Origin of the sequence: Desulfovibrio gilichinskyi, from assembly GCF_900177375.1 — a bacterium.
Taxonomy (GTDB): Bacteria; Desulfobacterota; Desulfovibrionia; order Desulfovibrionales; family Desulfovibrionaceae; genus Maridesulfovibrio; species Maridesulfovibrio gilichinskyi.
In genome coordinates, this window is the sequence record NZ_FWZU01000007.1 from 74,085 (window position 1) to 99,431 (window position 25,347).

Annotated in this window: 18 protein-coding genes, 1 tRNA gene and 1 pseudogene; 15 read left to right on the forward strand and 5 right to left on the reverse strand. The window is 45.7% G+C overall.

The annotated features are described in order from the left end of the window. Positions 1-11: 11 nt before the first annotated feature. The 3 genes and pseudogenes from B9N78_RS16995 to B9N78_RS17000 all read left to right on the forward strand — a co-directional run bounded on the left by B9N78_RS16995 (position 12) and on the right by B9N78_RS17000 (position 9,154). Entirely contained in the window at positions 12-8,750 is an 8,739-nt protein-coding gene (locus B9N78_RS16995) for a glycoside hydrolase family 94 protein (RefSeq protein WP_085104514.1), read from the forward strand. Beyond that, a pseudogene (locus B9N78_RS18525) lies at positions 8,725-8,829 on the forward strand (hypothetical protein); the annotation flags it as partial. The gene B9N78_RS16995 and the pseudogene B9N78_RS18525, both read left to right, overlap by 26 nt. A gap of 67 nt (positions 8,830-8,896) precedes the next feature. Beyond that, a complete protein-coding gene (locus B9N78_RS17000; RefSeq protein ID WP_085104516.1) occupies positions 8,897-9,154 on the forward strand; it encodes a DUF1571 domain-containing protein in 258 nt (85 codons plus the stop codon). A 145-nt stretch (positions 9,155-9,299) separates the two neighbouring features. Here B9N78_RS17000 and B9N78_RS17005 read toward each other — a convergent pair whose 3' ends face one another. From B9N78_RS17005 to tnpA, 3 genes are read right to left on the reverse strand one after another with little or no spacing between them, the layout of a single operon-like run. After that, positions 9,300-9,866, reverse strand: a complete 567-nt coding sequence (locus B9N78_RS17005; protein WP_085104518.1) for an IS66 family transposase — start codon at positions 9,864-9,866, stop codon at positions 9,300-9,302. A 50-nt stretch (positions 9,867-9,916) separates the two neighbouring features. Next, positions 9,917-10,270 carry an IS66 family insertion sequence element accessory protein TnpB gene (tnpB, locus tag B9N78_RS17010; protein WP_085104520.1) on the reverse strand — a complete coding sequence of 118 codons (354 nt, stop codon included), beginning with the start codon at positions 10,268-10,270 and terminating at the stop codon, positions 9,917-9,919. After that, positions 10,270-10,578: an IS66 family insertion sequence element accessory protein TnpA gene (gene tnpA, locus B9N78_RS17015; protein ID WP_085104521.1), complete on the reverse strand. Its 309-nt coding sequence runs from the start codon at positions 10,576-10,578 to the stop codon at positions 10,270-10,272. The genes tnpB and tnpA overlap by 1 nt, the downstream gene beginning before the upstream one ends. Before the next feature lie 46 nt (positions 10,579-10,624). On the opposite strand from tnpA, the gene B9N78_RS17020 reads away from it, so the two are divergent. After that, positions 10,625-10,846 (forward strand): hypothetical protein, encoded by a 222-nt coding sequence (locus B9N78_RS17020; RefSeq protein WP_085104523.1) that lies wholly within the window; start codon positions 10,625-10,627, stop codon positions 10,844-10,846. A 212-nt stretch (positions 10,847-11,058) separates the two neighbouring features. Here the strand turns inward: B9N78_RS17020 and B9N78_RS17025 are convergent. Next, positions 11,059-11,135 (reverse strand) — tRNA-Pro (locus B9N78_RS17025). Between the two features lie 363 nt (positions 11,136-11,498). On the opposite strand from B9N78_RS17025, the gene B9N78_RS17030 reads away from it, so the two are divergent. The 7 genes from B9N78_RS17030 to B9N78_RS17060 all read left to right on the forward strand — a co-directional run bounded on the left by B9N78_RS17030 (position 11,499) and on the right by B9N78_RS17060 (position 20,425). Next, positions 11,499-12,548 (forward strand): protein-glutamate methylesterase/protein-glutamine glutaminase, encoded by a 1,050-nt coding sequence (locus tag B9N78_RS17030; RefSeq protein ID WP_085104525.1) that lies wholly within the window; start codon positions 11,499-11,501, stop codon positions 12,546-12,548. Positions 12,549-12,615: 67 nt separating this feature from the next. Further along, entirely contained in the window at positions 12,616-14,544 is a 1,929-nt protein-coding gene (locus B9N78_RS17035) for a HEAT repeat domain-containing protein (protein ID WP_085104527.1), read from the forward strand. Beyond that, positions 14,545-15,423 (forward strand): CheR family methyltransferase, encoded by an 879-nt coding sequence (locus B9N78_RS17040; protein ID WP_085104529.1) that lies wholly within the window; start codon positions 14,545-14,547, stop codon positions 15,421-15,423. 41 nt (positions 15,424-15,464) lie between these two features. Next, entirely contained in the window at positions 15,465-16,286 is an 822-nt protein-coding gene (locus tag B9N78_RS17045; protein ID WP_085104531.1) for a ParA family protein, read from the forward strand. Further along, entirely contained in the window at positions 16,273-16,974 is a 702-nt protein-coding gene (locus tag B9N78_RS17050) for a chemotaxis protein CheW (RefSeq protein ID WP_085104532.1), read from the forward strand. Before B9N78_RS17045 ends, B9N78_RS17050 begins: the two co-directional genes overlap by 14 nt. Next, positions 16,967-17,335: a response regulator gene (locus B9N78_RS17055; protein WP_085104534.1), complete on the forward strand. Its 369-nt coding sequence runs from the start codon at positions 16,967-16,969 to the stop codon at positions 17,333-17,335. The genes B9N78_RS17050 and B9N78_RS17055 overlap by 8 nt, the downstream gene beginning before the upstream one ends. A gap of 99 nt (positions 17,336-17,434) precedes the next feature. Continuing rightward, positions 17,435-20,425: a chemotaxis protein CheA gene (locus B9N78_RS17060; protein WP_085104536.1), complete on the forward strand. Its 2,991-nt coding sequence runs from the start codon at positions 17,435-17,437 to the stop codon at positions 20,423-20,425. Between the two features lie 150 nt (positions 20,426-20,575). On the opposite strand, the gene B9N78_RS17065 is transcribed toward B9N78_RS17060, so the two are convergent. Further along, a complete protein-coding gene (locus tag B9N78_RS17065; protein WP_085104538.1) occupies positions 20,576-21,538 on the reverse strand; it encodes a hypothetical protein in 963 nt (320 codons plus the stop codon). A gap of 438 nt (positions 21,539-21,976) precedes the next feature. Between B9N78_RS17065 and ybgF the strand changes: the two genes are divergently transcribed. The 4 genes from ybgF (at position 21,977) to B9N78_RS17085 (ending at position 25,333) form a co-directional block, all read left to right on the forward strand. Beyond that, positions 21,977-22,777, forward strand: coding sequence for a tol-pal system protein YbgF (gene ybgF, locus B9N78_RS17070; protein ID WP_085104540.1), 801 nt, complete (start codon positions 21,977-21,979; stop codon positions 22,775-22,777). Further along, entirely contained in the window at positions 22,778-24,007 is a 1,230-nt protein-coding gene (gene dprA / locus B9N78_RS17075; RefSeq protein ID WP_245805582.1) for a DNA-processing protein DprA, read from the forward strand. A gap of 73 nt (positions 24,008-24,080) precedes the next feature. Further along, positions 24,081-24,491: a hypothetical protein gene (locus tag B9N78_RS17080; RefSeq protein ID WP_085104542.1), complete on the forward strand. Its 411-nt coding sequence runs from the start codon at positions 24,081-24,083 to the stop codon at positions 24,489-24,491. A gap of 2 nt (positions 24,492-24,493) precedes the next feature. Further along, the gene (locus B9N78_RS17085; protein ID WP_085104543.1) at positions 24,494-25,333 is read left to right on the forward strand and encodes an HDOD domain-containing protein; all 840 of its coding nucleotides are present in this window, start codon (positions 24,494-24,496) and stop codon (positions 25,331-25,333) included. Positions 25,334-25,347 lie beyond the last annotated feature (14 nt).

Sequence of the window (25,347 nt, forward strand, 5' to 3'; positions counted from 1 at the left end):
GAGGCAACAGCATGGATATAAGTAAGACCCTCAGCGCAAAATTTTCCGGCATCTGGACCAGTCTGCGCAGAGCTGACGGGCAGCATAAGCTCTCTGATGAGGAACCACCTCTGCGTTCGAAGTTGTTCAGTAGCGACCAGATGGAGCAGCACGGCAAGGTACTTGCTGATTTGCACAAGCTGGATGCCGGACGTTCCCGGGATCGTCTGCTTGAACGTCTGACTGAGAACGAAACATTTCTGCTCGGTGTCCACACTCAGCTCACTGAAGACGTGAAGAAAGGTCGCAGAATCTCACCCGCCGGAGAATGGCTGCTGGACAATTTTTATGTAATTGAGGAGCAAATCCGCACAGCCTGTCTTCACCTTCCAAAAGGGTACAGTCGTGAGTTGCCTTGTCTTACGAACGGCCAATCGGCTGGCCTACCGCGTGTATATGACCTTGCCTTGGAAAGCATTTCACATAGAGATGGTCAAGTGGACCAAGAGAGCCTGAAAAGTATAGTGAGCGGTTATCAATCCGTTATATCACTGCAATTGGGAGAACTATGGGCTATCCCGATCATGTTGCGTCTGGCTCTCGTTGAAAATCTGCGCAGGGTAGCCGCCAGCATTGCTGACCACAGAGCCAACCGCAACCGTGCTGAAGCTTGGGCCGACCAGATGATCAAAGTCGCTGTCAAACAGCCGCAAAACATGATTTTGACCCTCGCGGATATGGCTCGTTCCGACCCGCCTATGACGAGTCCGTTTGTTGCAGAGCTGTCTCGCCGCTTACTCGGCAAGGGGCCGGCTCTGGCTTTGCCGCTGACGTGGATCGAGCAGAGGCTGGCAGGAACCGGATTGACTATAGAGCAAATGGTATATTCGGAAAATCAGCAACAATCCACTGATCAGGCCTCAATAAGTAACAGCATCGGCAGTCTACGCCATCTCGGCATCATCGATTGGCAAGATTTCGTCGAGTCAACAAGTCTAGTCGAAAATATTCTGAATCATGACCCTTCCCAAGTATATGATACTATGGATTTCGCTACGCGTGACCGCTACCGGCATGTGTTGGAGAAAGTGGCAAAGAGAAGTCCGTTTTCCGAAGTCGAAGTGGCACATAAAATTATAGGGTTGGCCCGGGAAGGTGCAGCCCTTAACGGTAACGATGCCCTTACGGCCCATGTCGGGTACTACCTTGTCGACAATGGTCTGACACCGCTAAAAAAGGAAACTCAGGTGCGTGACACGTGGTTTGAATCCCTGTGCGTGCTGAGTAAACGATTTCCATTGTCACTTTACGGCAGCAGCATCCTGCTTTTGACTATTCTTTTTGCCGGAGGTTTCGCAGTAAAGGCGCAGGCCGACGGGCTGCGTGGCTGGTGGCTGGGGTTGATGTGCCTGCTTTTACTCATGTGCACCAGCCACCTGACGGTTACTCTGACTAACTGGCTGGTAACCCTGCTGGCTGCGCCGAACCTTTTGCCGCGTCTGGATTTTTCCAAAGGTATTCCTCAGGACCAACGCACTCTGGTTGTGGTTCCGACTATGCTAACCAGCGCTTCGGGTATTTTAGAATTGTCCAAGGCTTTAGAGGTCCGCTTTCTGTCCAACCGGGATAAGTATTTGCATTTCGGATTGCTCACAGATTTTCGTGATGCGGACGAGGAAACGCAGCCAGATGACGCGGCTCTGCTGCGTCTAGCTCAACAATGCATAGAGGATCTGAACAAGCTTTACCATAGTACGACGGGAGACATTTTTTACCTGTTTCATCGGCCGCGTCGCTTTAATTCTCAGGAGCGGCTCTGGATGGGGTATGAGCGCAAACGCGGCAAACTGGCAGACTTAAACGGGCTGCTGCGGAGAGGCGTATCCGCTCCTTTTTCCTTAATGGTCGGTGATACAAGCATCCTGCGAGGAGTGAAATACGTCATCACTTTAGACACTGATACACAGCTGCCCCGCGACTGCGCCAGACAGTTTGTGGGCGCAATGGCGCATCCGCTAAATCGGCCACGTTATGACGTAAGCGGTCAGCGTGTGGTCGGCGGCTACGGTATTCTCCAGCCGAGGGTGGGAGCTATCCTGTCCGGGATCAACCGGTCACGCTATGCGCGGATGTGTGCCAGCGAGATCGGTATCGACCCTTACACCCGCGCCGTTTCCGACGTATATCAGGACCTGTTCGGCGAAGGTTCGTTTATCGGCAAGGGCATCTACGAAGTCGAAGCCTTTGATCGCACCCTCGAGGGATGTTTTCCTGAGAACCACATTTTGAGTCATGATTTGCTGGAGGGCTGCTATGCTAGATCCGGGCTTCTAAGTGACGTGCAGTTGTACGAGGAGTATCCGCCAAGTTACGATGCAGACGTGAAACGCAGGATGCGCTGGATCCGCGGAGATTGGCAGATCGCACGCTGGCTGTGGTTCTGGGTTCCAGACGCTGACGCGAGTTTGCGGAAAAATCCGATTTCCCTCCTGTCTCGTTGGAAGATCATGGACAACCTGCGGCGTAGCCTTACGTCCGCAGCTCTGACTCTGCTCCTGCTGTCCGGGTGGACCCTTCTGGGCACAGCCTGGTTCTGGACTTTGACAGTCTGTTCCATCATTCTGCTGCCCTCGATCCTTGTTGCGGCTCAAAGTGCGCTGCAAAAACCAGCTGACCTGTCTCTAAGACAGCATCTCGTTGCGGCAATCGGCTTGCTGCCTAAACATTTCGCTCAGGCTGCATTCACCCTGATTTGTTTGCCATATGAAGCTTTTTACAGCTTGAATGCCTTGGCAAGCGCTATCTGGCGGATGCTCGTCAGGCACAGAGGGCTCCTGGAGTGGGAGGCTTCCGGTGGGGGGGATGGAAAAAGCCGCATCGATCTCATAAGCTCGTACCGGACAATGTGGTTCGGACCGTTTGTCGCCGTAGCAACGGCCCTTGTCCTTGCCGCAACAAATCAGGTTGTCCTTCTAGCCGCGGGGCCAGTGCTGTTTCTGTGGTTTATCTCTCCGATCGTGGTCTGGTGGATCAGTCTTCCGCTTACTCGCCGTCAGGAGCGGCTTACGGAAGTTCAGATCCTGTTTCTGCATAGAATCGCCCGCAAAACATGGAGATTTTTCGAAACCTTTGTCGGGCCGGATGATAACTTTCTGCCTCCGGATAACTTTCAAGAACAGCCCAAAGCTGTCATCGCGCATCGCACCTCACCCACGAATATGGGGCTGGCTCTCTTGGCGAATCTTTCCGCGTACGATTTCGGTTTCATCTCTTGCGGCCGACTGGTAGAGCGTTCCATGCAGACTCTGGAGGCTATGGAGCGGCTGGACCGACACGAGGGCCATTTTTTTAACTGGTATGATACCCAGACGTTACAGCCACTTTTGCCTCGCTATATTTCCTCCGTCGACTCCGGGAATCTGGCCGGACATCTCCTGACTTTACGCGCCGGTTTGCTAACCTTACCGGTGGACAAGGTCATCTCTCCGAAGCTGTTTGAAAGTTTGAGTAACACTCTGTCCATCGCCATGGAAGACCTGCCGGAAGCTTTGAAGGTATCTGCACAAACCCCATTGGCTGCCATGAGTAAGGATATGGCTTCTGCCGTGCAAAATCGGCCAGTCTCTTTGAAAGCCACACGGTTGTATCTGGAGAAGTTGCTTGCTGCCGTATCGATGATCGAAGGAAGCCCGCAGTTCACGGATGTCTCCCCTGATAATGTATTTTTGTCTTGGCTTCAGGACTTTGCCGTTCAATGCCGGGACGTCCTGAACGAGCTGGACCTGCTGGCTCCGTGGACGGCCTCCTCCATTGAATTAAGTCAAGAATTGGAATTTCTGGACGAGATCCCGACATTGAGTGGCCTAGCTACAATGAAAACCAAAGTCGGGGTTTTTGCAACCACGGCGCAGGACATACAACTTGACAGCATGGTTGCATCTGCCAGCCGACATGCCGAATCCAGAATGGCAACTCTAAGCGCATTGGCTAGGAGCTGTGGCGACCTTGCTCAAATGGAGTACGGATTCCTGTACGATAAGGCGCGGCATTTGCTGGCTATCGGCTACAATGTGGACGAGCGTCGCAGAGATCAAAGTTATTACGATCTGCTAGCCTCGGAGGCTCGCTTAGCCACTTTCGTGGCCATCGCTCAAGGCCAACTGCCACAGGAAAGCTGGTTCGCTTTTGGACGGTTGCTTACCTCTGCCGGTGGGGACCCGATTTTGCTCTCTTGGAGTGGTTCAATGTTTGAATATCTGATGCCCAACTTGGTCATGCCCAGTTATGCCAATACCTTGCTCGATCAAACTTGCAAGGCCGCCGTGGCACGGCAAATAGATTACGGCAGGAAGCGCGGTGTGGCTTGGGGTATTTCGGAATGCGGTTATAATGCCATAGACGTGCACCAAAATTATCAGTACCGCGCATTCGGCGTACCAGGCTTGGGACTCAAGCGAGGTTTGGCCGAGGACCTGATTATTGCGCCATATGCGACTGCTCTGGCTCTTCTAGTGGCTCCGCAAGAGGCCTGCCGGAACCTTGAGCGCTTAACCGGCGAAGGTGTTGAGACCAGTTACGGCTTTTACGAAGCTGTAGACTACACCCCGTCGCGTCTGCCACGCGGACAGACACGGGCTGTGGTCAAATCTTTTATGGCCCATCATCAAGGCATGAGCTTTTTGTCCTTGGCCGCGGTACTGCTTGATCATCCGATGCAGCGGCGCTTCGAGTCAGATGTCAGGTTCATGGCAACCCTTCCTCTGCTTCAGGAGCGTATTCCACAATCCGCAGCGTTTTACGCCCATACTACAGAACTTGCCGAGCTTCACCTCGCAACGAGTTCTGCGGATACTCCCATGCGTTTCTACGACACTCCCGACACGCCGAGTCCGGAGGTGCAACTGCTGTCCAACGGGCATTATCATGTAATGGTCACCAATGCCGGAGGAGGTTACAGCCGCTGGGAAGACACCGCTGTGACCCGTTGGCGCGAGGATTCCACTTGTGATAATTGGGGCACATTCTGCTATCTGCGAGATGTGGACAGTCGTGAGTACTGGTCCACAACCCATCAGCCTACACTCAAACATTCGAAACATTTCGAGGCGATTTTCTCGGAAGGCAAAGCTGAATTCCAGTGCCGTGAGCATGACTATGACGCGTATACTGAGATAGCAGTCTCGCCAGAGGATGATATTGAGTTGCGCCGACTGCGTATCACCAACCGCTCCCGCAAGCGCCGGGTCATTGATGTGACCAGTTACGCAGAAGTTGTTCTGGCACCGCAGGCGGCAGATGCTTTGCATCCGGCTTTCAGCAATCTGTTTATCCAGACTGAGATCATTCGCAAACATCAGGCCATTCTCTGCACCCGCAGACCGCGTTCCCAGATGGAAGAGCCTCCATTCATGTTACATATGATGGCCGTACACGGCTCCGAGGCTAACAATGCATCCTATGAAACAGATCGCATGCGTTTTATCGGCCGTGGCAATACAACTGCCAACCCTTTGGCATTGCATGCTGACTTGAAGGATTATTCAGATTCGCTCTCGGACAGTGAAGGATCTGTTTTAGATCCAATTGCCGCCATCCGTCAGCGGATAACCCTTGAACCGGGAGAATTCGTAACCATTGATATGATCTACGGCATTTCGAAAACCCGTGAAGCGACCCTTGGATTGATGGAAAAATATCAGGATTATCGCATGGCTGATCGCATTTTCGACCTGGCCTGGACCCACAGTCAGGTACAGTTGCGCCAATTGAATGCATCGGAGGCCGAAGCTCAACTCTACGGAAGGCTGGCCGGTTCTATTCTATACGCAAATGCGGCGCTCCGAGCCGATGCGGAAGTACTCATCAAGAACCATCGCGGGCAATCCGGACTCTGGGGATATTCCGTTTCCGGAGATCTGCCCATAGTTCTTTTGCAGATCGAGGATGTGGCCAACATTGAGTTGGTGCGGCAGCTGGTGCAGGCCCACGCCTATTGGAGGCTCAAAGGGCTGGCTGTGGACCTGGTGATTTGGAATGAGGATCACGGCGGCTATAGGCAAATCCTCCACGACCAGATTATGGGGCTCATTGCCGCAGGAACCAAGGTCGGCTTGCCCGAACGTTCAGGCGGAATATTCGTCCGCCCTGCGGATCGTATTGCTGAAGAGGATCGTATCCTGTTCCAGGCCGTGGCTCGAACTGTCATTACCGATAGCAGAGGAACGTTGGCGGAACAGATAGACGGTCGCAGTCTGACTGAAATAGCTATACCTCATCTCGTCCCTACACGCCCCCTGAAGGCAGCTTCTCTCGCCGTGGCCCCGCTGCCGCGTCAGGATCTGAGTTTTTCCAATGGCATTGGCGGCTTCACTCCGGATGGTCGTGAATATGTCATCACCACGGCCCAAGGGCAACTGACGCCAACTCCCTGGATTAACGTGCTGGCCAACCCGAATTTCGGCAGCATTATCTCTGAGAGCGGCATGGCCAGTACTTGGAGCGAGAATGCTCATGAATTTCGCCTGACCCCTTGGAGTAACGACCCAGTCAGCGATTCGCGAGGCGAGGCCTTCTACCTCCGAGATGAGGAACGCGGCCACTTCTGGTCTCCAACTCCACTTCCATGTCCCGGGACCACGCCTTACGTCACCCGTCACGGCTTCGGTTACAGTGTCTTTGAGCACTCCGAACGCGGTATCGCTACTGAACTATGGGTATACGTGGCCCTCGATGCTGCTATCAAATTCGCAGTGCTGAAAGTGCGAAACGAGTTGGGCAGATCCCGCAGGCTCTCGGCTACAGGATATGCCGAATGGGTTTTGGGTGATTTGCGCAGCAAAACAGCCGAGCACGTGGTGTCAGAAATTGATCAGAGCAGTGGTGCGCTCTTTGCCCGTAACTCCTACAATACGGAGTTTAACGGCAGGACAGCGTTCTTCGATGTAGACGAAACCTCGCGCACTGTGAGCGGTGACAGAATGGAATTTCTGGGCCGTGGCGGTACGCTGAGTGCCCCGGCCGCCATGACCCGCATCAGGCTTTCCGGCAGGGTGGGGGCCGCCTTAGATCCATGCGCAGCCATTCAGGTGGTATTTGATCTGGAACCAGGGCAGGAACGGGAGATAGTCTTCCGGCTCGGAGTTGGAAGTGACGTTGAGGACGCCAGACGTATTGTTCAACAATTCCGAGGACCCGCCGCTGCACGTACTGCTCTGGATAAGGTCTGGGAGCACTGGACGCATACTCTTGGAGCGGTGAATGTGGAGACACCGGATCAGGCCTTAAATCTTCTGGCCAACGGTTGGGCCCTCTATCAAACTCTGACCTGCCGTCTCTGGGCTCGCTGTGCCACCTATCAATCCGGTGGAGCCTTCGGCTTCCGTGATCAGTTGCAGGATGTTATGGCTCTTATTTACGCTCGGCCGCAGCTGGTGCGTGACCACTTGTTGCTATGTGCAAGCCGTCAGTTCGAGGAAGGCGACGTGCAGCACTGGTGGCATCCGCCAACAGGCCGAGGTGTGCGCACCAAATGTTCCGACGATTACCTATGGTTACCGCGCGCCGTGTCTTGTTACATACGTGCCACCGGGGACTCCGGAGTACTTGACGAACTCGTGGGCTTTTTACAGGGCCGAATGTTGAAGGCTGACGAAGAATCCTACTATGATATGCCCGGAAACTCCGAAGAGGTGACCAGTCTATATGATCACTGTACCAGAGCTATCGCACACGGCCTACGCTTCGGCACACATGGCCTTCCGCTAATGGGGTCCGGAGATTGGAACGACGGCATGGACCTTGTTGGACGGGACGGTACAGGCGAGAGTGTGTGGCTGGGGTTCTTCCTTTATGACGTGCTTATGGATTTTGTCGTGATTGCCCGCGCTCATGAAGACGAACTTTTTGCCAAACGCTGCGATGATGAGGCTGCGGAACTGCGAAAAAACATCAATGCCAACGGCTGGGACGGTGAGTGGTATCGCCGCGCTTATTTTGACGACGGGACCCCGCTCGGTTCTATGACAAACCAAGAGTGTCAGATTGATTCTATTGCCCAAAGCTGGTCCGTGCTTTCCGGAGCCGGGGAACCCGAGCGTTCGCGTCGGGGCATGGAAGCGGTGGACCAACATCTGGTGCGTCGCGAGCAGGGGTTGGTCCAGTTGCTGTCTCCGCCTTTCGATACTTCACCGCTGAATCCCGGATACATTAAGGGGTATGTCCCGGGGGTGCGGGAAAATGGAGGGCAGTACACGCATGCGGCTATATGGGCGGCTATGGCCTTTGCAAAACTGGGTGACAATCGCCGTGCATGGGAACTCTTCGGCATCATCAACCCAATGAACCATGCACGTACAGCCGAGCAAGTCGCTATTTACAAAGTTGAACCATACGTCATGGCCGCTGATATCTATGCGGTTGTGCCTCATATAGGCCGCGGCGGTTGGACTTGGTACACCGGTTCTGCGGCATGGATGTACAGGTTTATGATGGAATCGCTCCTCGGTCTCAGGCTTGAGGTGGATCATCTGCGTTTCGAGCCATGTTTACCGCCGGAGTGGACAGGATTCACCATACACTATCGCTACCGGGGAACAGTCTTTCATATCAAGGTAATGCAGGTTACGGGAGAAAGCGGAGAAGTGCGTGCGAGCTTGGATCAAATACCGCAGCAGGGCGGTTGCATTCCTCTGACTGATGATCATAAGGAACATTGGGCTGAGGTGTTGATTCCCATTTCGCAAAAGAGTGTCGCAAGTGAAGTTTCAGGTTGAAATCGGAACAAAACTTAGCGATGTCTGCCGCAAAATAGGTATATCTGAGATCACTTTTTACAACCAGAAGAAGAAATTCCAACCCCAGAAGGATACTGTTAATTCAAGTTCTGACCAAGAGAGATAAATCATAAGAAAAGCTATTATTGCAAAACGTTGCGGAGGAGAATAACGAGAAGGTCATAGCCCATAAGGAAGGGCATAAATATTATGCCTTTCACGTCATTTGCCACATCGACAAGGAATATCTGCTTCCCGTCGGCATTACCGTGTATGATGGAAAAGAGGTTCTTCTGGAGAATTACAGTTACAAGGACGTCAAGATAAACTCCGGCCTTACTGACATGGATTTTTCAAGAAAAAATCTAGACTATAAAATCTCAATCCAGCCGTCTTCCCCTTGAGCGGAATGATGTTTGCCAAAGTCATTAACGTAAAACGGCTTTCTCTCAAGTGAAAACGTTACGACCTCAGTGTTGTTCAGATTGTATGGAGTTGTTGAGCTATAAGATGTTTTTCAGTAAAGAACTTTATTTTTTAAATGCAACATTAGACCTCCGAAAATACAAGGGTACCAAATTTTTGAGTAAAGGTCTTTATTACTCTCCCACAAATATACCGTTTAACTGTGATTTTATGAGGAATTATATTGAGTTTTTCACTGATAACTTCACCAATTTTGGTCAATCGGCAGCCGCACTGGCAAATTTTATCTTCTTCAGGAATATCGTGAATGATTTCTTCACGAGGAAAATCTTCGGGGATGGATTTACGACCTTTCTTGCGGGCGTAGGCTTTAACCGTGATGTCTTCGGCAGCTTCAGACCCTTTAAGAACCTCAGAATCTTCCTGCTTTGCAACCAATTCAGCCTCATCAAAAAGGCTGTATTGCTGTTCCTCGCGCTCCGATTTTCTCTGCTTTTCTGATTTTTTAGCAAAATAAAGAGTTTTAAGAAGTTTAACTTGCTCAGTGAGTTCTTCTATTACGGAGTGGCTATCGGAAAGTTGCTGATCTTGCTCATCTATTCTTTTTTGACTCTCGGAAAGTTTCTCTCCAAGAGCACTTATAAGCTCTTGCAGAGCTTCTGGATCATTGGTCAAGTCGGCTATGCTCATGATGCTGAATTCTATCTAATTAGCACACAAATATCAATTAATTTAAGATATTAAAGTATGTTCTTATAACTTAAACGAGGATGTCCTTTTACCTGCATTGGATCAAGACCATCTAGAATCCAGCGAAATTGTCGATGGCTGAATTCAAGTACTTCCTGTTCCGACTCTGGCCAAAAGAAACGATGTTTTTCAAGACGTTTTTGCCACAAGCAAAAGCCATTGTTATCCCAGTACAAAACCTTAATGCTCGTACGTCCGCGATTGCAGAAGACAAAGAAACTGCCGGTGAACAACTCTAGATCCAGATGATCAGCGACCATAATCGAGAGTCCGTTGACGGCCTTACGCATGTCAGTTGCGCCCAGAACGATGAATACCTGCGCTTTTGATTCCACGGGGAGCATTAGAAGGCAATCACTTCAAGTAGCCGCTTCAAAGTGCGCTGGCAAAAATCAGGTTCAATTTCTAAACTGAATATTCCAGATACACAAAGTTTTCTCGGTTTACAGTTCTGCTTCGGTTCTTCCAGTCGGGACACGATGTGTGGAACTGGAATAACTTTCTGAGGTTCTGCTGCCACAGAAATTTTGCGCTTATTATACCCGAAACCTTTGTATGAAAGACAGTGCTTGCGGCAATATTCAGCTTGAGAAAGACCACTGTTTTCCCATGCTGCAATATGCTCTTTCCAGAGACATTGCTTGCTTGTCATATTCATCCTCCTTGAATGGGAGGAAGTATGTCATGTGAGAAAATTAATGGAAGATGCAGGCGTCTGGACGCTTACGCTTATTTGCATGAATTTTGACGCGAACATGGTTAGAGATTATGATTCTAGTAGCGTAGATCTTGCTCTTCTTTTGATTAAGTATATAGAGCAGCTGGATATGATTTTATCTCCAAAAGGAGGAGTAAGGAAAGTTAAACTTACAGCAGATGAACGCAGTGTCTTTTTTGATAACGTTGTTGCTTTACAGTGATTTTGTAATTCTATTTGAGCTACGCGATTACTTGTCAGTACCCTTGATCCCGTAAGCAAGATAGCTTCGCGGGGATTTTTTTGGCATCAACGGCTGGAAATCTGATCAATTAGGCTTGCGCCCTTTTTTGGTGTAGATCCGTTTGTAGTTAGCAATAGGTTAGCAAAAATAAAAGGGTTTACGAAATTAATTTCATAAACCCTTGAAATATCTGGTCGGGATGGCGGGATTCGAACCCACGGTCTCTGCGTCCCGAACGCAGCGCTCTACCAAACTGAGCCACATCCCGTCTTGTGGGAGTGGTTTATCGAATGTGCGTTGGGATAGCAAGAGAAAAAAATTAAATTTGTAATTTTCAAATGTTGAGAATATTTTTTTAAATCTTGTTGCGGAGAAATCGTCAATCACGTAAGCTTAAAATGGTTTTGTACTCATTGTTATATGTGGTAATTATCGTGTTATTAATTCTGCTGAGCTGGTGGAGTTTGTTGGACAAAATGGCTTATATGTGAGAAGTTTTATCAAGAATTAGTCTATATAATATTGTAATTTTTCTATTTTTAATATTCTGAATGTTTTTTAAATTTCTATATATACAGGATTTTAGCTGTTCATTTGAATGGTAATGTTGAGGCTAAAGGAGATTTTCTGAGTGATAAATGTTGTAGTAATTGATGATTCAGCTTTCATGCGTAAAGCCATCAGCACAATGCTGGAGAAAGATCCGGGCATAAAAGTTGTGGCTACCGCTCGTGACGGAGAGGAAGGGCTTGCAGTAATCAGGAAGTTTAATCCTGATGTTATTACATTAGATATTGAGATGCCTAAGATGGACGGGCTTACAGCATTACGTCATATAATGATGGAGATGCCGAAGCCGGTAATCATGGTAAGTTCTTTGACAACTGAAGGAGCAGAATCAACCTTAAAGGCTCTTGATCTCGGTGCTGTGGACTTTATTCCTAAACAGCTTTCCAAAGTATCGCTTGATATTGTTAAGATTGAAACAGATTTGATTTCCAAAGTTAAAAGTGTCGCCATGCGGAGGATGCGCCCTGTTCCAAGGTTGCGTTCTGCCGCGGTTGCCGCTAAGCGTCCCGTTACTCCGCGTGTTAACATCGGAAGACCCAAGAGAGACGTGGTTATGATCGGCGTGTCTACCGGCGGACCTCCTGCTGTACAAAAAATTTTATCTTCATTGCCGAAAGACTTTCCAGCTGGTATAGTTATAGCTCAGCATATGCCTAAAGCCTTTACAGGACCGTTTGCAAACCGACTTAACAGTATAAGTCAGCTTACGGTAAAAGAGGCTGAAACAGGCGACAGACTTGTACCGGGATCAGTATTTGTCGCTCCGGGCGGTTCTCATTTAGTGATTGATCAAAGATTCAGCAGAATTGAATTAACAGTTACAGCTGAACCCAAAGAAGCCTTGTATAAGCCTTCGGCTAATGTTCTGGCCACTTCCGTAGCAAACGCTGTAGGAAGAAGAGCTTTGGGTGTTATTCTTACTGGAATGGGAAATGACGGCAGAGACGGTATCCGTGATTTGAAATCTAAGGGAGGCAGGGCCATCGCACAAAGTGATTCCTCCTGTGTTGTATATGGCATGCCTAAGGCTATTGTTGATGACGGGCTTGCTGATGAAATCGTTGATATTGATGATATGGCTGAAGCTATTCTCAATAATCTATATTTGTAATCCGAAGAGTGGAAAGTCGTGCAACCGTAAGCTGCCTTGCGGCTTTCGAAAACATGAGGAATAGGCAATGACGGACTGTGCGAGAATTATCGAAGATTTGAAAAATGAAGACAATGAAATTGTCCGCGAAGCTGCTTTTCAAGCTGGAGAATTCGGCTGTGAAGAAGCCGTGCCTTTGTTGGCTGAGCTTTTAAAGACCAGCCATCTTGGACTGCAGGAAGCGGCTGACCATGCACTTCGCCATATAGGCGGTAAAAGAACTGTACAGGCAGTTGTTCCTTTGTTGCGTTCCGATGAAGCTCCGGTCAGAAACCTGTCTATGGATATATTACGCGAAGTAGGAGTACAGGATTTTCCTTCTCTCGTTGCACTGGTTCATGATGATGATCCGGATATAAGAATTTTTGCTACTGATATTCTTGGTTCCAGCGATAGTTTTATGGCGGTTGAACCTCTTTGTGATGCATTGCTTAAAGATCCTGAAGTAAACGTCCGCTATCAGGCGGCTGTCAGCCTCGGTGACCTTGAAAATCCGGCTGCTGCTAAATGCCTCAATAAGGCAATGCAGGATGATGAATGGGTTCAGTATGCAGTAATCGAAGCCCTTGCTAAAATTAAGCATTCCAGCTCAGTTGATGCCTTGGTCAAGGCTCTTCATACCAGTTCGGACCTTGTTGCATCCATGATAATTGATGCCTTGGGTGAGGTTGGTAATATTAAAGCCGTAACGATGCTTTTACGCCACCTTGATACTTCTCCTACCGCATTGCGCAATAAAATTGTTAAAGCCATTGTCGGAATTCTCGGCGGCAAGTCCCTGCAGCTTTTATCAGCAGCTGAGCGTGAGAAATTAAGAGAATACATGCTTATCGCGCTTAAAGATGAAGATGTAGAAATTCAGGATGCCGCAATAACCGGTTTAGGTTTTGTCGGTGGTGAAAAAGCCACGGATGAAGTGCTTAAGCTGGCAAGTGAACTTGAGCCGGACCGTGATAGGGACAGACTGACTGAAATAGTCTCCAGCCTGTCTAACATGAAGATGAATAAATCTTTAATCGGTGCTTTAAATAATGGCAGTTTTAAAAAGGCTGCTATCGCTATAGAGGTCTTATCAAACCTTGAAGATGTGGGTGTCTCGCAGGTATTGATGGATGCATTTGATGGCAAAGAAAGAGATCTTAAGCGCGGAATTCTGGAAGCTTTGGTGAATACTGCAGGCGAAGAAGCCAAGGACTTTTTTGTGAAAGTTCTTGAAACTGAGCAGGATGGCACTATGCTTAAAACTGCTATCGATTTCTTGGGGCAGAAACTTGAAGCTAAAGACGAAGCGGATAGAATTTTTGCATTGCTTGCTCATCCTTATGATGACGTTAAGGAAGCTGCTCTTGATGCCTGTGTGTCCATCGGCGGAGACAAAATTAATCAGAAATTTATTGAACTGTTTACCAGCGAAGAACCCATCGAAAGGCTTATGTCTGTTTTCGCCATGGGCAAACTTGATGCCACAGGCAATATTGAGCTTATACAGAAAGCTCTTGAAGATGAAGTTCCTGATATCAGAAAGATTGCGCTCGAAGCGTTGGCGGATTGCTCTAGCGGTATGACCAGCCTTCCTTTAATAGTTTCGCGTTTAAATGATGAAAACAGGGATGTAAGACTCACAGTTATTGAATTGATGGGAAAATGTTATAAATCTGAAGTCATACCTTATATTATTCAAGCTTTGGTTGATGATGATGACTGGGTTCAGATTCGCGCTGCAGAAGCTTTGGGCACACATCGTGAGCAGGCTGCACTGCCTAATCTCATTCCGATGCTTGCGTCCCCTAATAAACTTGTTGTTTTGAAAGTTATTGAAGCCTTGGGTGCAATTGGCGGAACTCTCGCATTTCAGTCATTGCTTGAAGCCTCAAATACAGGTGGAGATCCGGAAATAATGCAGGCCGCAGAAGATGCGATTTTTGAAATTCAAGAAAAGCAAGGAGATAATAAATAGATGTCTTCCCTGTTTTCTAAGACTATTTCACTTCGAAAAGAGTTAAAAATTTCTGATCTGGAATTTACCCAGCTTAGAGATTTTATATATGATCAGGCTGGTATATTTATCGCTGCAAACCGTAAATATTTGCTCGAGAACCGTCTTGCCAATCGTCTGAAAGAATTGAATCTGAAGACTTTTGGAGAATATTACTATTTTTTGCAGTACGATTCCGGCCGTAAAGGTGAGCTTAATAAACTTTTTGAAGTTATTACCACTAATGAAACCAGCTTTTACAGGAATCCTCCTCAGTTAAAAGTATTTCAGACAAAAGTTCTGCCTGAAGTTTTTGATACCTTACGCGCGCAAAAGAAAAAAAGACTGCGTATCTGGTCTGCCGGTTGCTCAACAGGTGAAGAACCGTACACGCTTGCTATGATTATCAGTGAGGTACTGGGGGCAGAGCTCAGTAGCTGGAATATTAAGATTACAGCTAACGATTTGTCTGAAAGAGTGCTGAAGGCTGCGCGAAAGGGTGTTTATAATGAATACTCCTTAAGGACAACTCCAAAGGAAATAGTCAGCAAGTATTTTGATCAGAGTGATACGGAGTACAAAGTTACGAATCAAATTAAACAGCTTGTTTCTTTTGGACAAATTAATCTAAGTGATAGAGTGCAGGTTAAAAGAGTTGAAAGATCTGAAATTGTTTTTTGTAGAAACGTTATAATTTATTTCGATGAGCCTATGAAGAAAAAGGTTATCAATGCCTATTATGATAATCTGGTTCCCGGCGGTTTTTTAATTATAGGGCATTCTGAATCTTTGCATAATATTACACGGGCATTTAAACCTGTGCATCATCCAGGTGCTATTATTTATCAGAAGTTGGAATAATTTGTCTGCTTCACTGAATACTGTTTATTGGGCGGACCTATATGGAAAATGATATTTCAAAGATCGCGGTTGCTGATCATATGGAACGCGCAAAAGTAATTGCGATTGCAAATCAAAAGGGAGGAGTGGGCAAAACAACCACAGCTTTGACACTTGGGGAAGCTTTATCCCGCCTTGATAAAAAGGTGCTGGTCATAGATCTTGATCCACATGCAAACGCTTCGGTTCATTTGTCTTTTTTTCCTGAAACAGTAACCATGACAGCTCATAATCTGTTTTTTGATGATGCTAATTATAAAACGATCTGGTTGCAGATAGTTCAGAAACGGGTTGCCGTAGGATTTGATTTTGTACCGGCCTGCATAAGGCTTTCTGAACTTGAAAACGACCTTAAAGATAGAAAAAATAAGGGTATGGTGCTATCTAATGCTCTTGGCGGAATATCCGATCAGTATGATTATATACTGATTGATTGCCCTCCGCATGTCGGAGTGCTCCTGGTTAACGCGATTGTTGCATCGGATTTGGTGCTTATCCCGATCCAGACAGATTTTTTGGCTCTTTACGGTATAAGATTGTTGTTTGATACAATTAAGGTGCTGAATAAGGTGCTGCCGAGTCCCGTCAAATTCAAGGCTTTGCCTACGATGTATGACGGGCGGGCCGGAGCCTGCCGCAAAATTTTAAATCTTATCAGACGAAAACTTAAAGATAAGGTTTTTAGTACAGTGGTGCATATGGATACGAAATTTAGAGAGGCATGCGCCAGCGGAAAAGTTATTTACGCTATTGACGACAAGTCCCGTGGTGCTTTGGAATACATGCAACTGGCGAGAGAGATAATAAGAAATGAAAACGCCTGAAGAATATTTCGTAGAAAATGTAAATCTACCCAATGAAGAAAAGCAGCAGGACAATTATACTGAAGCCGAATCTGCTTTTATGGATAAATATCTTGGACTGGGAGACCGTGATGTCCTTGATACACTCAAAAGAGTTGACCCTAGAAGGGATTCACGACTGCCAGGGTTTATGCCCGCTCCTGAACTTGAAGATTTCGGCGGTGAGGGAAGTGCGGAAGATTTTGAGGAAAGGCTCAAAGAAAATGAAGAAGTTCAACTTGTCAGTTTTGTCGTAGGTGAAAGAGAATACGCATTACCGATAGTTGTAATTCAGGAAGTGGTTAAGAAAGTTCCGGTAACTCTTCTTCCCTCAGCTCCCGGGTATATGCAGGGCATTATTAATCTCAGAGGGCGAGTTACACCGGTTTTAGATTTAAGAAATCTTTTGCATAAGGGAATCGGAGTTTCAGATAAATTTGTTGTTGTTTGCCGACATAAAGGGCTTCAACTGGGCTTGGCAATCAGTGCAGTCAAAACTATGTACCGCGCGGATAAAAGCGAGCTTGTCTGGGGTGTTGAGTCAGAGGTTGGTGTAAGTGCTGAATTTTTACTTGGACTATACAAATCCAGAGATAAGTTGGTCAGTATCCTTTCTGTCGATAGGCTCGTGGAACAAATTTTAAAGAGTGAAGGTGAAATAAATGCCTAAACATATTCTGATAGTGGACGATTCAAAGACTGTAAGGAATCTTGTTGCCTTTATCATGAAGAAGGAAGGGTTCAAGGTCAGTACTGCCGAAGACGGTCTTGACGGGCTGGAGAAGCTTTACAGTCTTGAAAAGGTTGACCTGATTATTTCGGATGTTAATATGCCTAGAATGGATGGTTTTACATATATTAAAACCGTTCGCGAGCAGGACGCATATAAAGATATTCCCATCATCGTTCTTTCTACCGAAGGCCAGGAGAAGGATATTCAAACCGGACTTAATCTGGGCGCTAATTTATATATGGTAAAACCTGCCCAGCCTGAAAAGATGGTTAAGAATATAAAAATGCTGTTGGGTTAGTAATTAGAATTTATTATTTCTTTTTTTTAAGTTATCATATGCTAAGTAGGAAATATTCGTGATCAGTTGCAGACGAACTTTTAATATAGGGGGCTCTAGATGAGCCAAGATTTCTTGGATCCTGAAATTTTTGCTGATTTCATTATCGAAGCAAAAGAACATCTCGAGACAATCGAGCCCAACTTGCTTGAGCTTGAAAATAATCCAGATAATCTTGATATTCTAAATGAAATATTCAGACCTATGCATTCTCTCAAGGGAGCCTCAGGTTTTCTCGGGCTGAATATTATAAATGGGCTAGCGCATAGAGCGGAAAATGTCCTCGACGAACTCAGGAAAGGCGAGATTGCTGTTAATTCTGAGATTATGGATGTAATCCTTGCTGCTACTGATTCTTTGCGTCAGCTTATTGATAATCTTGATGAAAATGGAAATGAAGGCAACGTTGATACTTCGATTGTTATAGAACGTATCGAAGCTATTATGGCTGGTGAAACGCTTGCTCCTCCAGAGATTGAAGATATACCCGAGCCTGAAATTATACCTGAACCTGAACCTGAACCTGAACCTGAAGAAAGTGAATTGGTTTCAGATTTGGAACAAGATGAAATCGAACCAGAATTGCCGGAGGTCGAAATGGTGCAGGAACCTACTACTCCCGAATCTTCTGACCGCAAGCAATCATACCAATTTGTTGCTATAGTCAATGAAAATGAAGAACCGTATAGGTTGACAACTGTCGGGGAAGGACATTTAGCCGACTTCCTTGAGGAAGCTCATGAAATAATAGAAAACCTTACACGTGGTCTTCTTGAGCTTGAGCAGGACCCTGAAGGAAATGACGATCTCATCAACGATATTTTTAGATATTTCCACAACTTGAAAGGAAATAGCGGTATTATCGGATTTCGCGAGTTGAATTCTTTAACTCATGAAGCAGAAACGCTGCTGAACAAGGTTCGTAAGGGCGAGATTAATGCCACCCACTACATGATTGATTTACTTCTTGCCGTTGTAGATGGCATTGAATCACTTATCGCTCATGTAACTCCGTCTACAGGGGAAGTTCAGCCTCTTGATATAGCGCAACTTATTGATCCTCTTCAGGATGCCGTTGAAAGAGGAGAAGTCCTTCCTGTAGATAGTTCTGATGATGCGTATTCTGATGTCGAAGAAGATTCAGGCGAAGCAGATGAATCGGAAGACGAATTGGAATCCAGTGGATCTGAAGACGGACTTGATCCTGAAGATATTACCATTTTTGAGCAGACTGTTCACCAGCAAATAGATAATATTACATTAGCTCTTACAACTTTAGAAGATGATTCCAGTCTTAAAGATTATATAGATGCTCTTTTCCGCAGCCTTGTTTCAATACAAAATTCTGCAGGATATATGGGGTTTGCCAGCCTTAAAGAATATGCCGAACGTACCGCCGGACTTGTAGATCAAGCCCGTTCAACAGATATGGATTTCGGCTTAATGATAGATCTGTTGAAACAGGAATGCGGAATTATTGAAGAGATGATTTTTGCTGCTGTTGCCGAGCTGAAGGGGGAAGGTGAAAGTTCTGACTCAGAAGAAGCTGCCAAGGCGGAACTTAAGCCTGCACCGAAAGCTGAACCTAAGCCGGCACCTAAAGCTGAACCTAAGCCGGCACCTAAAGCTGAGCCTAAGCCGGAAGCAAAGAAAGAACCCAAGGTTGCTGCAACGGAAAAAGTTAAACCTGAGTCTGCTCCGGCGCCGAAAGCTGCCGCTGCTAAGCCTGCTCCCAAGTCGGATTCTAAGCCTGCGACGAAACCTGCAGTTAAAGCTGCAGATAAAATTGATTCACAGGCCGTTGCCGGCGGAACTCCTGCTGTAAAATCGTCTAAGCCGAAGGCTATGACTACTATCCGTGTTGACCATCAGAAACTTGACCACTTAATGAATCTGATAGGTGAACTTATTATCAGTCGCGGACGCTATACAATGCTTGCCCGCGGTCTTGAAGAAGGGCATTTGGAAGTGCCTATAGTTGCACAGCAACTAACAGAAACAACTTATGCATTGTCCAGAATTTCAGATGACCTTCAAGATACGATCATGAAGGTCCGAATGGTGGCTGTACAGACAGTTTTTTCAAGATTTCCAAGGTTGGTTCGTGATTTAAGCCGCAAAAGTAATAAGCGTGTAGAGCTTATCACTGAAGGTGAAGAAACTGAACTTGATAAGAGTGTTGTCGAAGAAATCGGCGATCCTTTGGTCCATTTAATTCGAAATTCGGTTGACCATGGACTTGAACCGGAAGAAGAGCGTCTTGCCAACGGAAAGACGCCGGAAGGGCATGTCTGGTTACGCGCTTACCATAAGGGGAACTCTGTCGCCATCGAAGTTGAAGACGATGGTCGCGGAATCGATCCTGAAAAAATGCGTAATGTTGCCGTTAAAAAAGGTGTTATCACTGCGGAAGAGGCAAGAAGTCTTGATGATCGCGAAGCTATTGAATTAATTTTTGCACCTGGATTTTCTTCCGCTGAAAAGGTAACTGACATCTCCGGTCGAGGCGTCGGAATGGATGTTGTCCGTAACAATATCAAAGACCTTAAAGGTAGTGTGCAGATTTCATCAGAAGTCGGAAAGGGGTCTAAATTTACCCTGATCCTGCCGCTCACCCTGGCTATTATTGATGCATTGATGGTTCAGATAAACGGAGCAAACTATGCGATTCCGCTGGATGCTGTTTCTGAAACCACCAAGATTGAAGCGGAAAGGCTTACTGAAGTTAATAACCGCAAGGTAGTCACTCTGCGTGGTGAAGTCCTCGGTATTGCAGAACTTGCAGAACTGCTGGAACAGCCTGTCAGTGATCCTAACAGGGAGGTGCTGCCGGTTGTTATCATTCACGATAATGTGCGCAGGCTTGGACTCGTTGTAGACAGACTGCTAGAACGACAGGAAATTGTTATTAAGCCACTTGGTAATTTTCTTAGCAGGTTTGATCTTAAGGGAGTCTCCGGTGCAACCATTATGGGAGACGGTAGCGTCGTTCTTATCCTTGATCCTCATGAGATATACAGCATGGCAACAGTTAAAGGATCTATGCAATAGACTCTGCGAAACACGATAAATGAAAACTCCCGATAGATTTATTCTATCGGGAGTTTTTTTGTTATAATCAAAATGTTGTAATTTTACAGGCTGTAAAAAAGTTCCACCAAGGTTACTGGTGGAACTCAGTAATTATATTTTAGAATAATTTTACATTGTAAGATAAAGATTCATGGCTCCGGCCATAACTGTTGCGTGAGCTATTATTGTAAAAAACGGGGCTAGAGTTAGACCTATTTTATGGCGCATAGGGGTGGCACTTTTCCAGGTCACTATCCAGATTGCACAGTTTAAAATAGTAAGAAAGGCAGAAATGCCGAAGCAAATAGCGGTTGTATTATTGGACAAGAGCAGTTCTTTCGCTGGTCCGCAGAGATAAATAATCACTGCGGCTACTGCAACTAATTGTGCAAACGTCGGAATAAAGGCCCATTTGGCAATAACAGGTAGTGAAAATTTATAATAATCGCGGCCGAAGTCGTCTTTATTTCGGCGTAGAACCAGATAAAGTCCGCCTATAGATGCTGCAAAAGATAAAGCCATAATCAAATAAAGTCCGGCTAGACATAGTCCTGCGGCCGGCGGGAGAACCATAAAGTGGTAAATAAAAGGCAGATCTGGAACTTTCGGGAATGGCGCTGCCGCTTGTTGAATGAAAAAAACTTTCATAGTCATTGTTGCGGCATGTATTGAGGCAATTCCTCCGAAGGCTGCGCATGATCCTAACAGTATATGAAGTGGTTTCTTTCCCTTCATTGGTTTCCAGAACATGGTGTACGGAAGAAGCATAGCTAAAGTAAATGCAACGGTTATGTAGACCATTAAAAGCGGAGATGAAGTGCTGATGAACCACTCGGTAAGCCAGTCAAACCTGCGGGTAAAGTACGTTGCCGCACCTGCAGCGCAAATGAGGAAAAGAACATACATTATGAGAGACAGGGAAGATATTTGCTTAGCTAATTTGTCATAAAAAATTTTATTTCGTGCTTTTGCAGTTATCTCTAAAATGACAGCCAGAATTGGTGCTCCGATAGCTGAAAGAGCTATAAAGTCACCTGCGGCTTTGGGTAATAAATGAGAAGTAAGTCTTAACGGTTCAATAAGAGTGTTCATATTTGCTTTATCCTTCAAAAATTTGATGTCGTATAACAATTAAATTCAATTTTATGAAAAGCAAGACCTAAGCTGTAATTAGCTTGATTTTGAGCAAAAAATATCATTTTTTCAGTTTTTAAAGCTGGTGCGGGCTAATTTTTGGGCAAAATGCACTTGTCATGTAGTTCCGAAAGGTTATAGTTAGACAGCTTAGCTTTGTAATTGTAAAATTTAAATATTGATTTATTCTTTTTTGTGAACTTTTGCCTTAAAAATGCTTATGAGGCAAGGGTAAGAGTGCGGTCTTTCAGTAAAATAAGCGATCTGCTTGCTAAATTGCTTTAAGTCGCCTATTTTGAATCAGTTGAAATTTGAATTGGACATCATCATTTTCATATTCAATAATTATGCATTCTGCTTACGTTGTTTTCAAAATTCATCTGGAGAGACATTTTGATGAAGTATTTTCATATTCTTGCATTAGTTATCCTGTCCTTATCAATAAGTGGCTGTTTTGCTGCAAAGCAACCGGATCAGCCAGCGTGGGGTGCAAGTGAAGAATGGCGATTAAAAAGTCTTGAAGAGAATTTTTTGAATTTTAAGGAAGGATTACGTGAACAGAACGATAAAATAGGTAAGAATCATGCTGAAACAATGTCTGAAATTGAAAAGATTCAAGAACGACTCGGCGAGATTGATAACTCAATTGCTGAGCTGAAACAAGCTCAACTGAAGATGTCAGCTATGAAAGCTGAACAGATTATAACTCCTGTTGCTGTTGAGGAAGTTGTTGTCGGTGGCAGCGAAAGCAATGAAGAAAAGCCGTGGATGAATGTTCCTGGCGAAAATACTGGAGATGAGCAGGTGGCTTCTTCATCTGAAAGCGGTGAAGAACTTTATCAGGAAGGAGTTCATCTCGTCCTGAACGGTAAGCCACTGGAAGCACGAAATAAACTCACTGACTTTTTGAAAAATAATTCTTCCGACAAGCTTGCTCCGAATGCTCTTTATTGGATCGGCGAAACTTATTATTCTGAAAAGAATTTTGCTCAGTCTATTTTAAAATTCAAGGAAGTAAGCAGACGTTTTCCTAAAGCAAATAAGGTTCCCGACGCAATGCTGAAAATAGGTCTAGCTTACGAGAAGCTCGGTGATAAAGAGAATGCAGTTTTTTATTTACGGACTCTCACGGATGACTATCCAAAATCGGATCCTGCTAAAATCGCTAAAAACAGACTTAAAGAAATTGAGGGCTAGTTGATTATCGGTGAATCTCAGTTTAATCTCAAAGAGGAATATTTTGCATGTCTTGCTTTGCGCTTTACTCCGGGACTCGGGCCAAAGTCCTGGGCGCGTATTTTAAATAATTATCCTTCAGCTTATGGTGCATTAAAGGATGCCGCGAACTGGGCTGATTTAAATCTTTGTTCTGAAAATGTTGCTGAGGCTGCCCGTTCAGAAGTATGGAGAAGTTCGGCAGAGAAAGAATTTAAAGAAGTAATGCGCCTTCGTTTCGGTATTTTGCCATGGACTCATCCTTCATTTCCTCCTTCTTTAAAAGAGATAGCTGACCCTCCGACTTATTTGTATTACTATGGAGATCCGTCCCTGCTTGCGAATCCGGGGGTTGCCATAGTCGGTTCTCGCAAAAGCAGCCGTTTGGGACTAGAGTATGCTCAAAAAATTTCCGGAGAACTTTCTGCCATAGGTGTTACTGTGATTTCAGGATTTGCACGCGGCATTGATGCCTGCGCACATCAGGAAGCTCTGAAAGGAGTCGGGTCATCGATTGCGGTCCTCGGGACGGGGCTTGATATAGATGATTATCCCCAAAACAGCGGTAACCTGAGGCGTGAACTTATTGAAAACGGTTTGATAGTGTCTGAATTTTCACCGGGAACGAAACCTTATAGCGGGAATTTTCCGTTTCGCAACCGCATTATCAGCGGTTTAAGTTTAGGCGTGCTTGTAGCTGAGGCCGATGTTAAAAGCGGCAGCCTGATTACCGCAAGGCTGGCTGCAGAGCAAGGACGCGAAGTAATGGCTTTGCCCGGACCTTTGGGGAGCAGCAACTTTTCCGGATGTTTGAAGCTCATAAAAGAAGGAGCGGCACTTGTCGAAACAGTTGATGATGTTTTAATCAGTATAGGGCATTCTTTAGATACTAATGCTCAAAGAAAATTTATGCCGGTTTCTGATAAAAAAAAACCGCTGTCCGGACTGTGTTCTGATAAATTTAGTGACAAGAAAAATAATTCAATAAAGGGCTCTGAACGTGCTAAGTTTATTTTAAATATTGATGATCTAGACCCTGACGAACAAGAGATAGTCAAAACTCTTGATAAGGAAGGAAAGCTTCATATTGATGAAATAGCACGTAAATCAAGTGTGGATGTTTCCTTAACAGGAGCTCTTTTACTTGGTATGGAAGTGAAGGGAATCGTTGTGCACTTTCCCGGCATGTACTATGATATTAAGCGTTGCTGAGATAATAGATATATTTTGATTTGAAAGTTTACCCTGCTTTAATTTTTCAAAATGTGTAGGAGATGCCCGACTGATGCAGAAAATTCCAGTAAAACTTGCGATGCCGGGAATGAAACTGGCAAAACCGGTTACCCGCGATAACGGCATGGTTGTGCTTGCTGAAGGGCTTGAGCTGTCTGACGGGATTATCAATAGGCTTGCAAGTATGAATGTCGAGCGTATTGTAGTGCAGGGAAATCCTCTGGATCTCGGTGATGGTGGTGATTCCTCGTGGGGTAAGAAGTCTGAACGTCTTGATTATCTTTTTAGACGATATAATGATGATAAATGGATGTTTCGTGTAAAAGGTTTTTTTAGAGAATATTTTAATCTCAAAGCGGCAGCTCAAAAAGCCGAAGCAGAAGCTATTAAATTAGCTGAGGAAAAGGCCGCAGCCGCAGCTCTTGAAGCTGAAGAAGCAGCTGAAAGGGGAGAGGGAATTTAAATATGTCTGATCTGGATCTTAAAACAAGCGTAAAAGGACAGATTCTCTCAACCTCTGATTTGCCCACTTTACCTACTGTTCTTGATGAGGTTACAAAACTTGTGGATGATCCAAATTCTTCCACAGAGCAGGTTGCCAAGGTAATTTCGCAAGATCAGGTTTTATCGGCTAAAGTTTTGAAGATGGTTAATTCTCCGATTTACGGTTTTCCGGGTCGTATTACAACAATTCAGCATGCCCTTGTTCTGCTCGGCCTTAATGTTATAAAAGGTATTATTATTTCAACGTCTGTTTTTGACATGATTCAACAGGCAATGTCAGGACTTTGGGAACATAGCATCGGATGCGCTTTAGCAAGTGGTGCTATTGCAAAAGCTGCCGGTTTTGAAGATCCTGAAGAATTCACCGTTGCCGGCTTGCTGCATGATTTAGGAAAAGTCGTCACCGCCGTGCAATTGCCGGAACTGAACGAAGCTGTACGCATGACTGTGAAAGAAAAAAATCTTTGCTATTATGATGCTGAAAAAGTTATTTTAGGATTCGGACATGACCGCATTAATGCATGGCTTGCGAGGCACTGGAATCTACCTCCGAATGTCAGAGAAGCAATGACATATCACCATCATCCTGACAGAGCACAGTTTTATCAGCAGACGGCTGCAGTTGTTCATGTCGGGGATTTTCTGGTCCGTCTTTTTGAATATGGTAACGGAGGAGATGATCAAATTTCATACTTCAAGCCGGCTGCCATGAAAATTTTAAAGCTCAAAATGAAAGATCTTGAACCTGTTATGGACGAACTTTCCGAACAGTTTGTTGAGATTTCAGGCTTTACCTTCTAAAGTAAATATCTTCA

Bases quoted from the DNA above. Each gene is read 5' to 3' on its own strand.
- B9N78_RS16995 (WP_085104514.1), top strand. From the start codon at position 12: ATGGATATAAGTAAGACCCTCAGCGCAAAATTTTCCGGCATCTGGACC.
- B9N78_RS17005 (WP_085104518.1), bottom strand. From the start codon at position 9,866: ATGAGCATAGCCGACTTGACCAATGATCCAGAAGCTCTGCAAGAGCTT.
- tnpB (WP_085104520.1), bottom strand. From the start codon at position 10,270: ATGCTCCCCGTGGAATCAAAAGCGCAGGTATTCATCGTTCTGGGCGCA.
- tnpA (WP_085104521.1), bottom strand. From the start codon at position 10,578: ATGACAAGCAAGCAATGTCTCTGGAAAGAGCATATTGCAGCATGGGAA.
- B9N78_RS17020 (WP_085104523.1), top strand. From the start codon at position 10,625: ATGGAAGATGCAGGCGTCTGGACGCTTACGCTTATTTGCATGAATTTT.
- B9N78_RS17035 (WP_085104527.1), top strand. From the start codon at position 12,616: ATGACGGACTGTGCGAGAATTATCGAAGATTTGAAAAATGAAGACAAT.
- B9N78_RS17040 (WP_085104529.1), top strand. From the start codon at position 14,545: ATGTCTTCCCTGTTTTCTAAGACTATTTCACTTCGAAAAGAGTTAAAA.
- B9N78_RS17045 (WP_085104531.1), top strand. From the start codon at position 15,465: ATGGAAAATGATATTTCAAAGATCGCGGTTGCTGATCATATGGAACGC.
- B9N78_RS17050 (WP_085104532.1), top strand. From the start codon at position 16,273: ATGAAAACGCCTGAAGAATATTTCGTAGAAAATGTAAATCTACCCAAT.
- B9N78_RS17055 (WP_085104534.1), top strand. From the start codon at position 16,967: ATGCCTAAACATATTCTGATAGTGGACGATTCAAAGACTGTAAGGAAT.
- B9N78_RS17060 (WP_085104536.1), top strand. From the start codon at position 17,435: ATGAGCCAAGATTTCTTGGATCCTGAAATTTTTGCTGATTTCATTATC.
- B9N78_RS17065 (WP_085104538.1), bottom strand. From the start codon at position 21,538: ATGAACACTCTTATTGAACCGTTAAGACTTACTTCTCATTTATTACCC.
- ybgF (WP_085104540.1), top strand. From the start codon at position 21,977: ATGAAGTATTTTCATATTCTTGCATTAGTTATCCTGTCCTTATCAATA.
- B9N78_RS17080 (WP_085104542.1), top strand. From the start codon at position 24,081: ATGCAGAAAATTCCAGTAAAACTTGCGATGCCGGGAATGAAACTGGCA.
- B9N78_RS17085 (WP_085104543.1), top strand. From the start codon at position 24,494: ATGTCTGATCTGGATCTTAAAACAAGCGTAAAAGGACAGATTCTCTCA.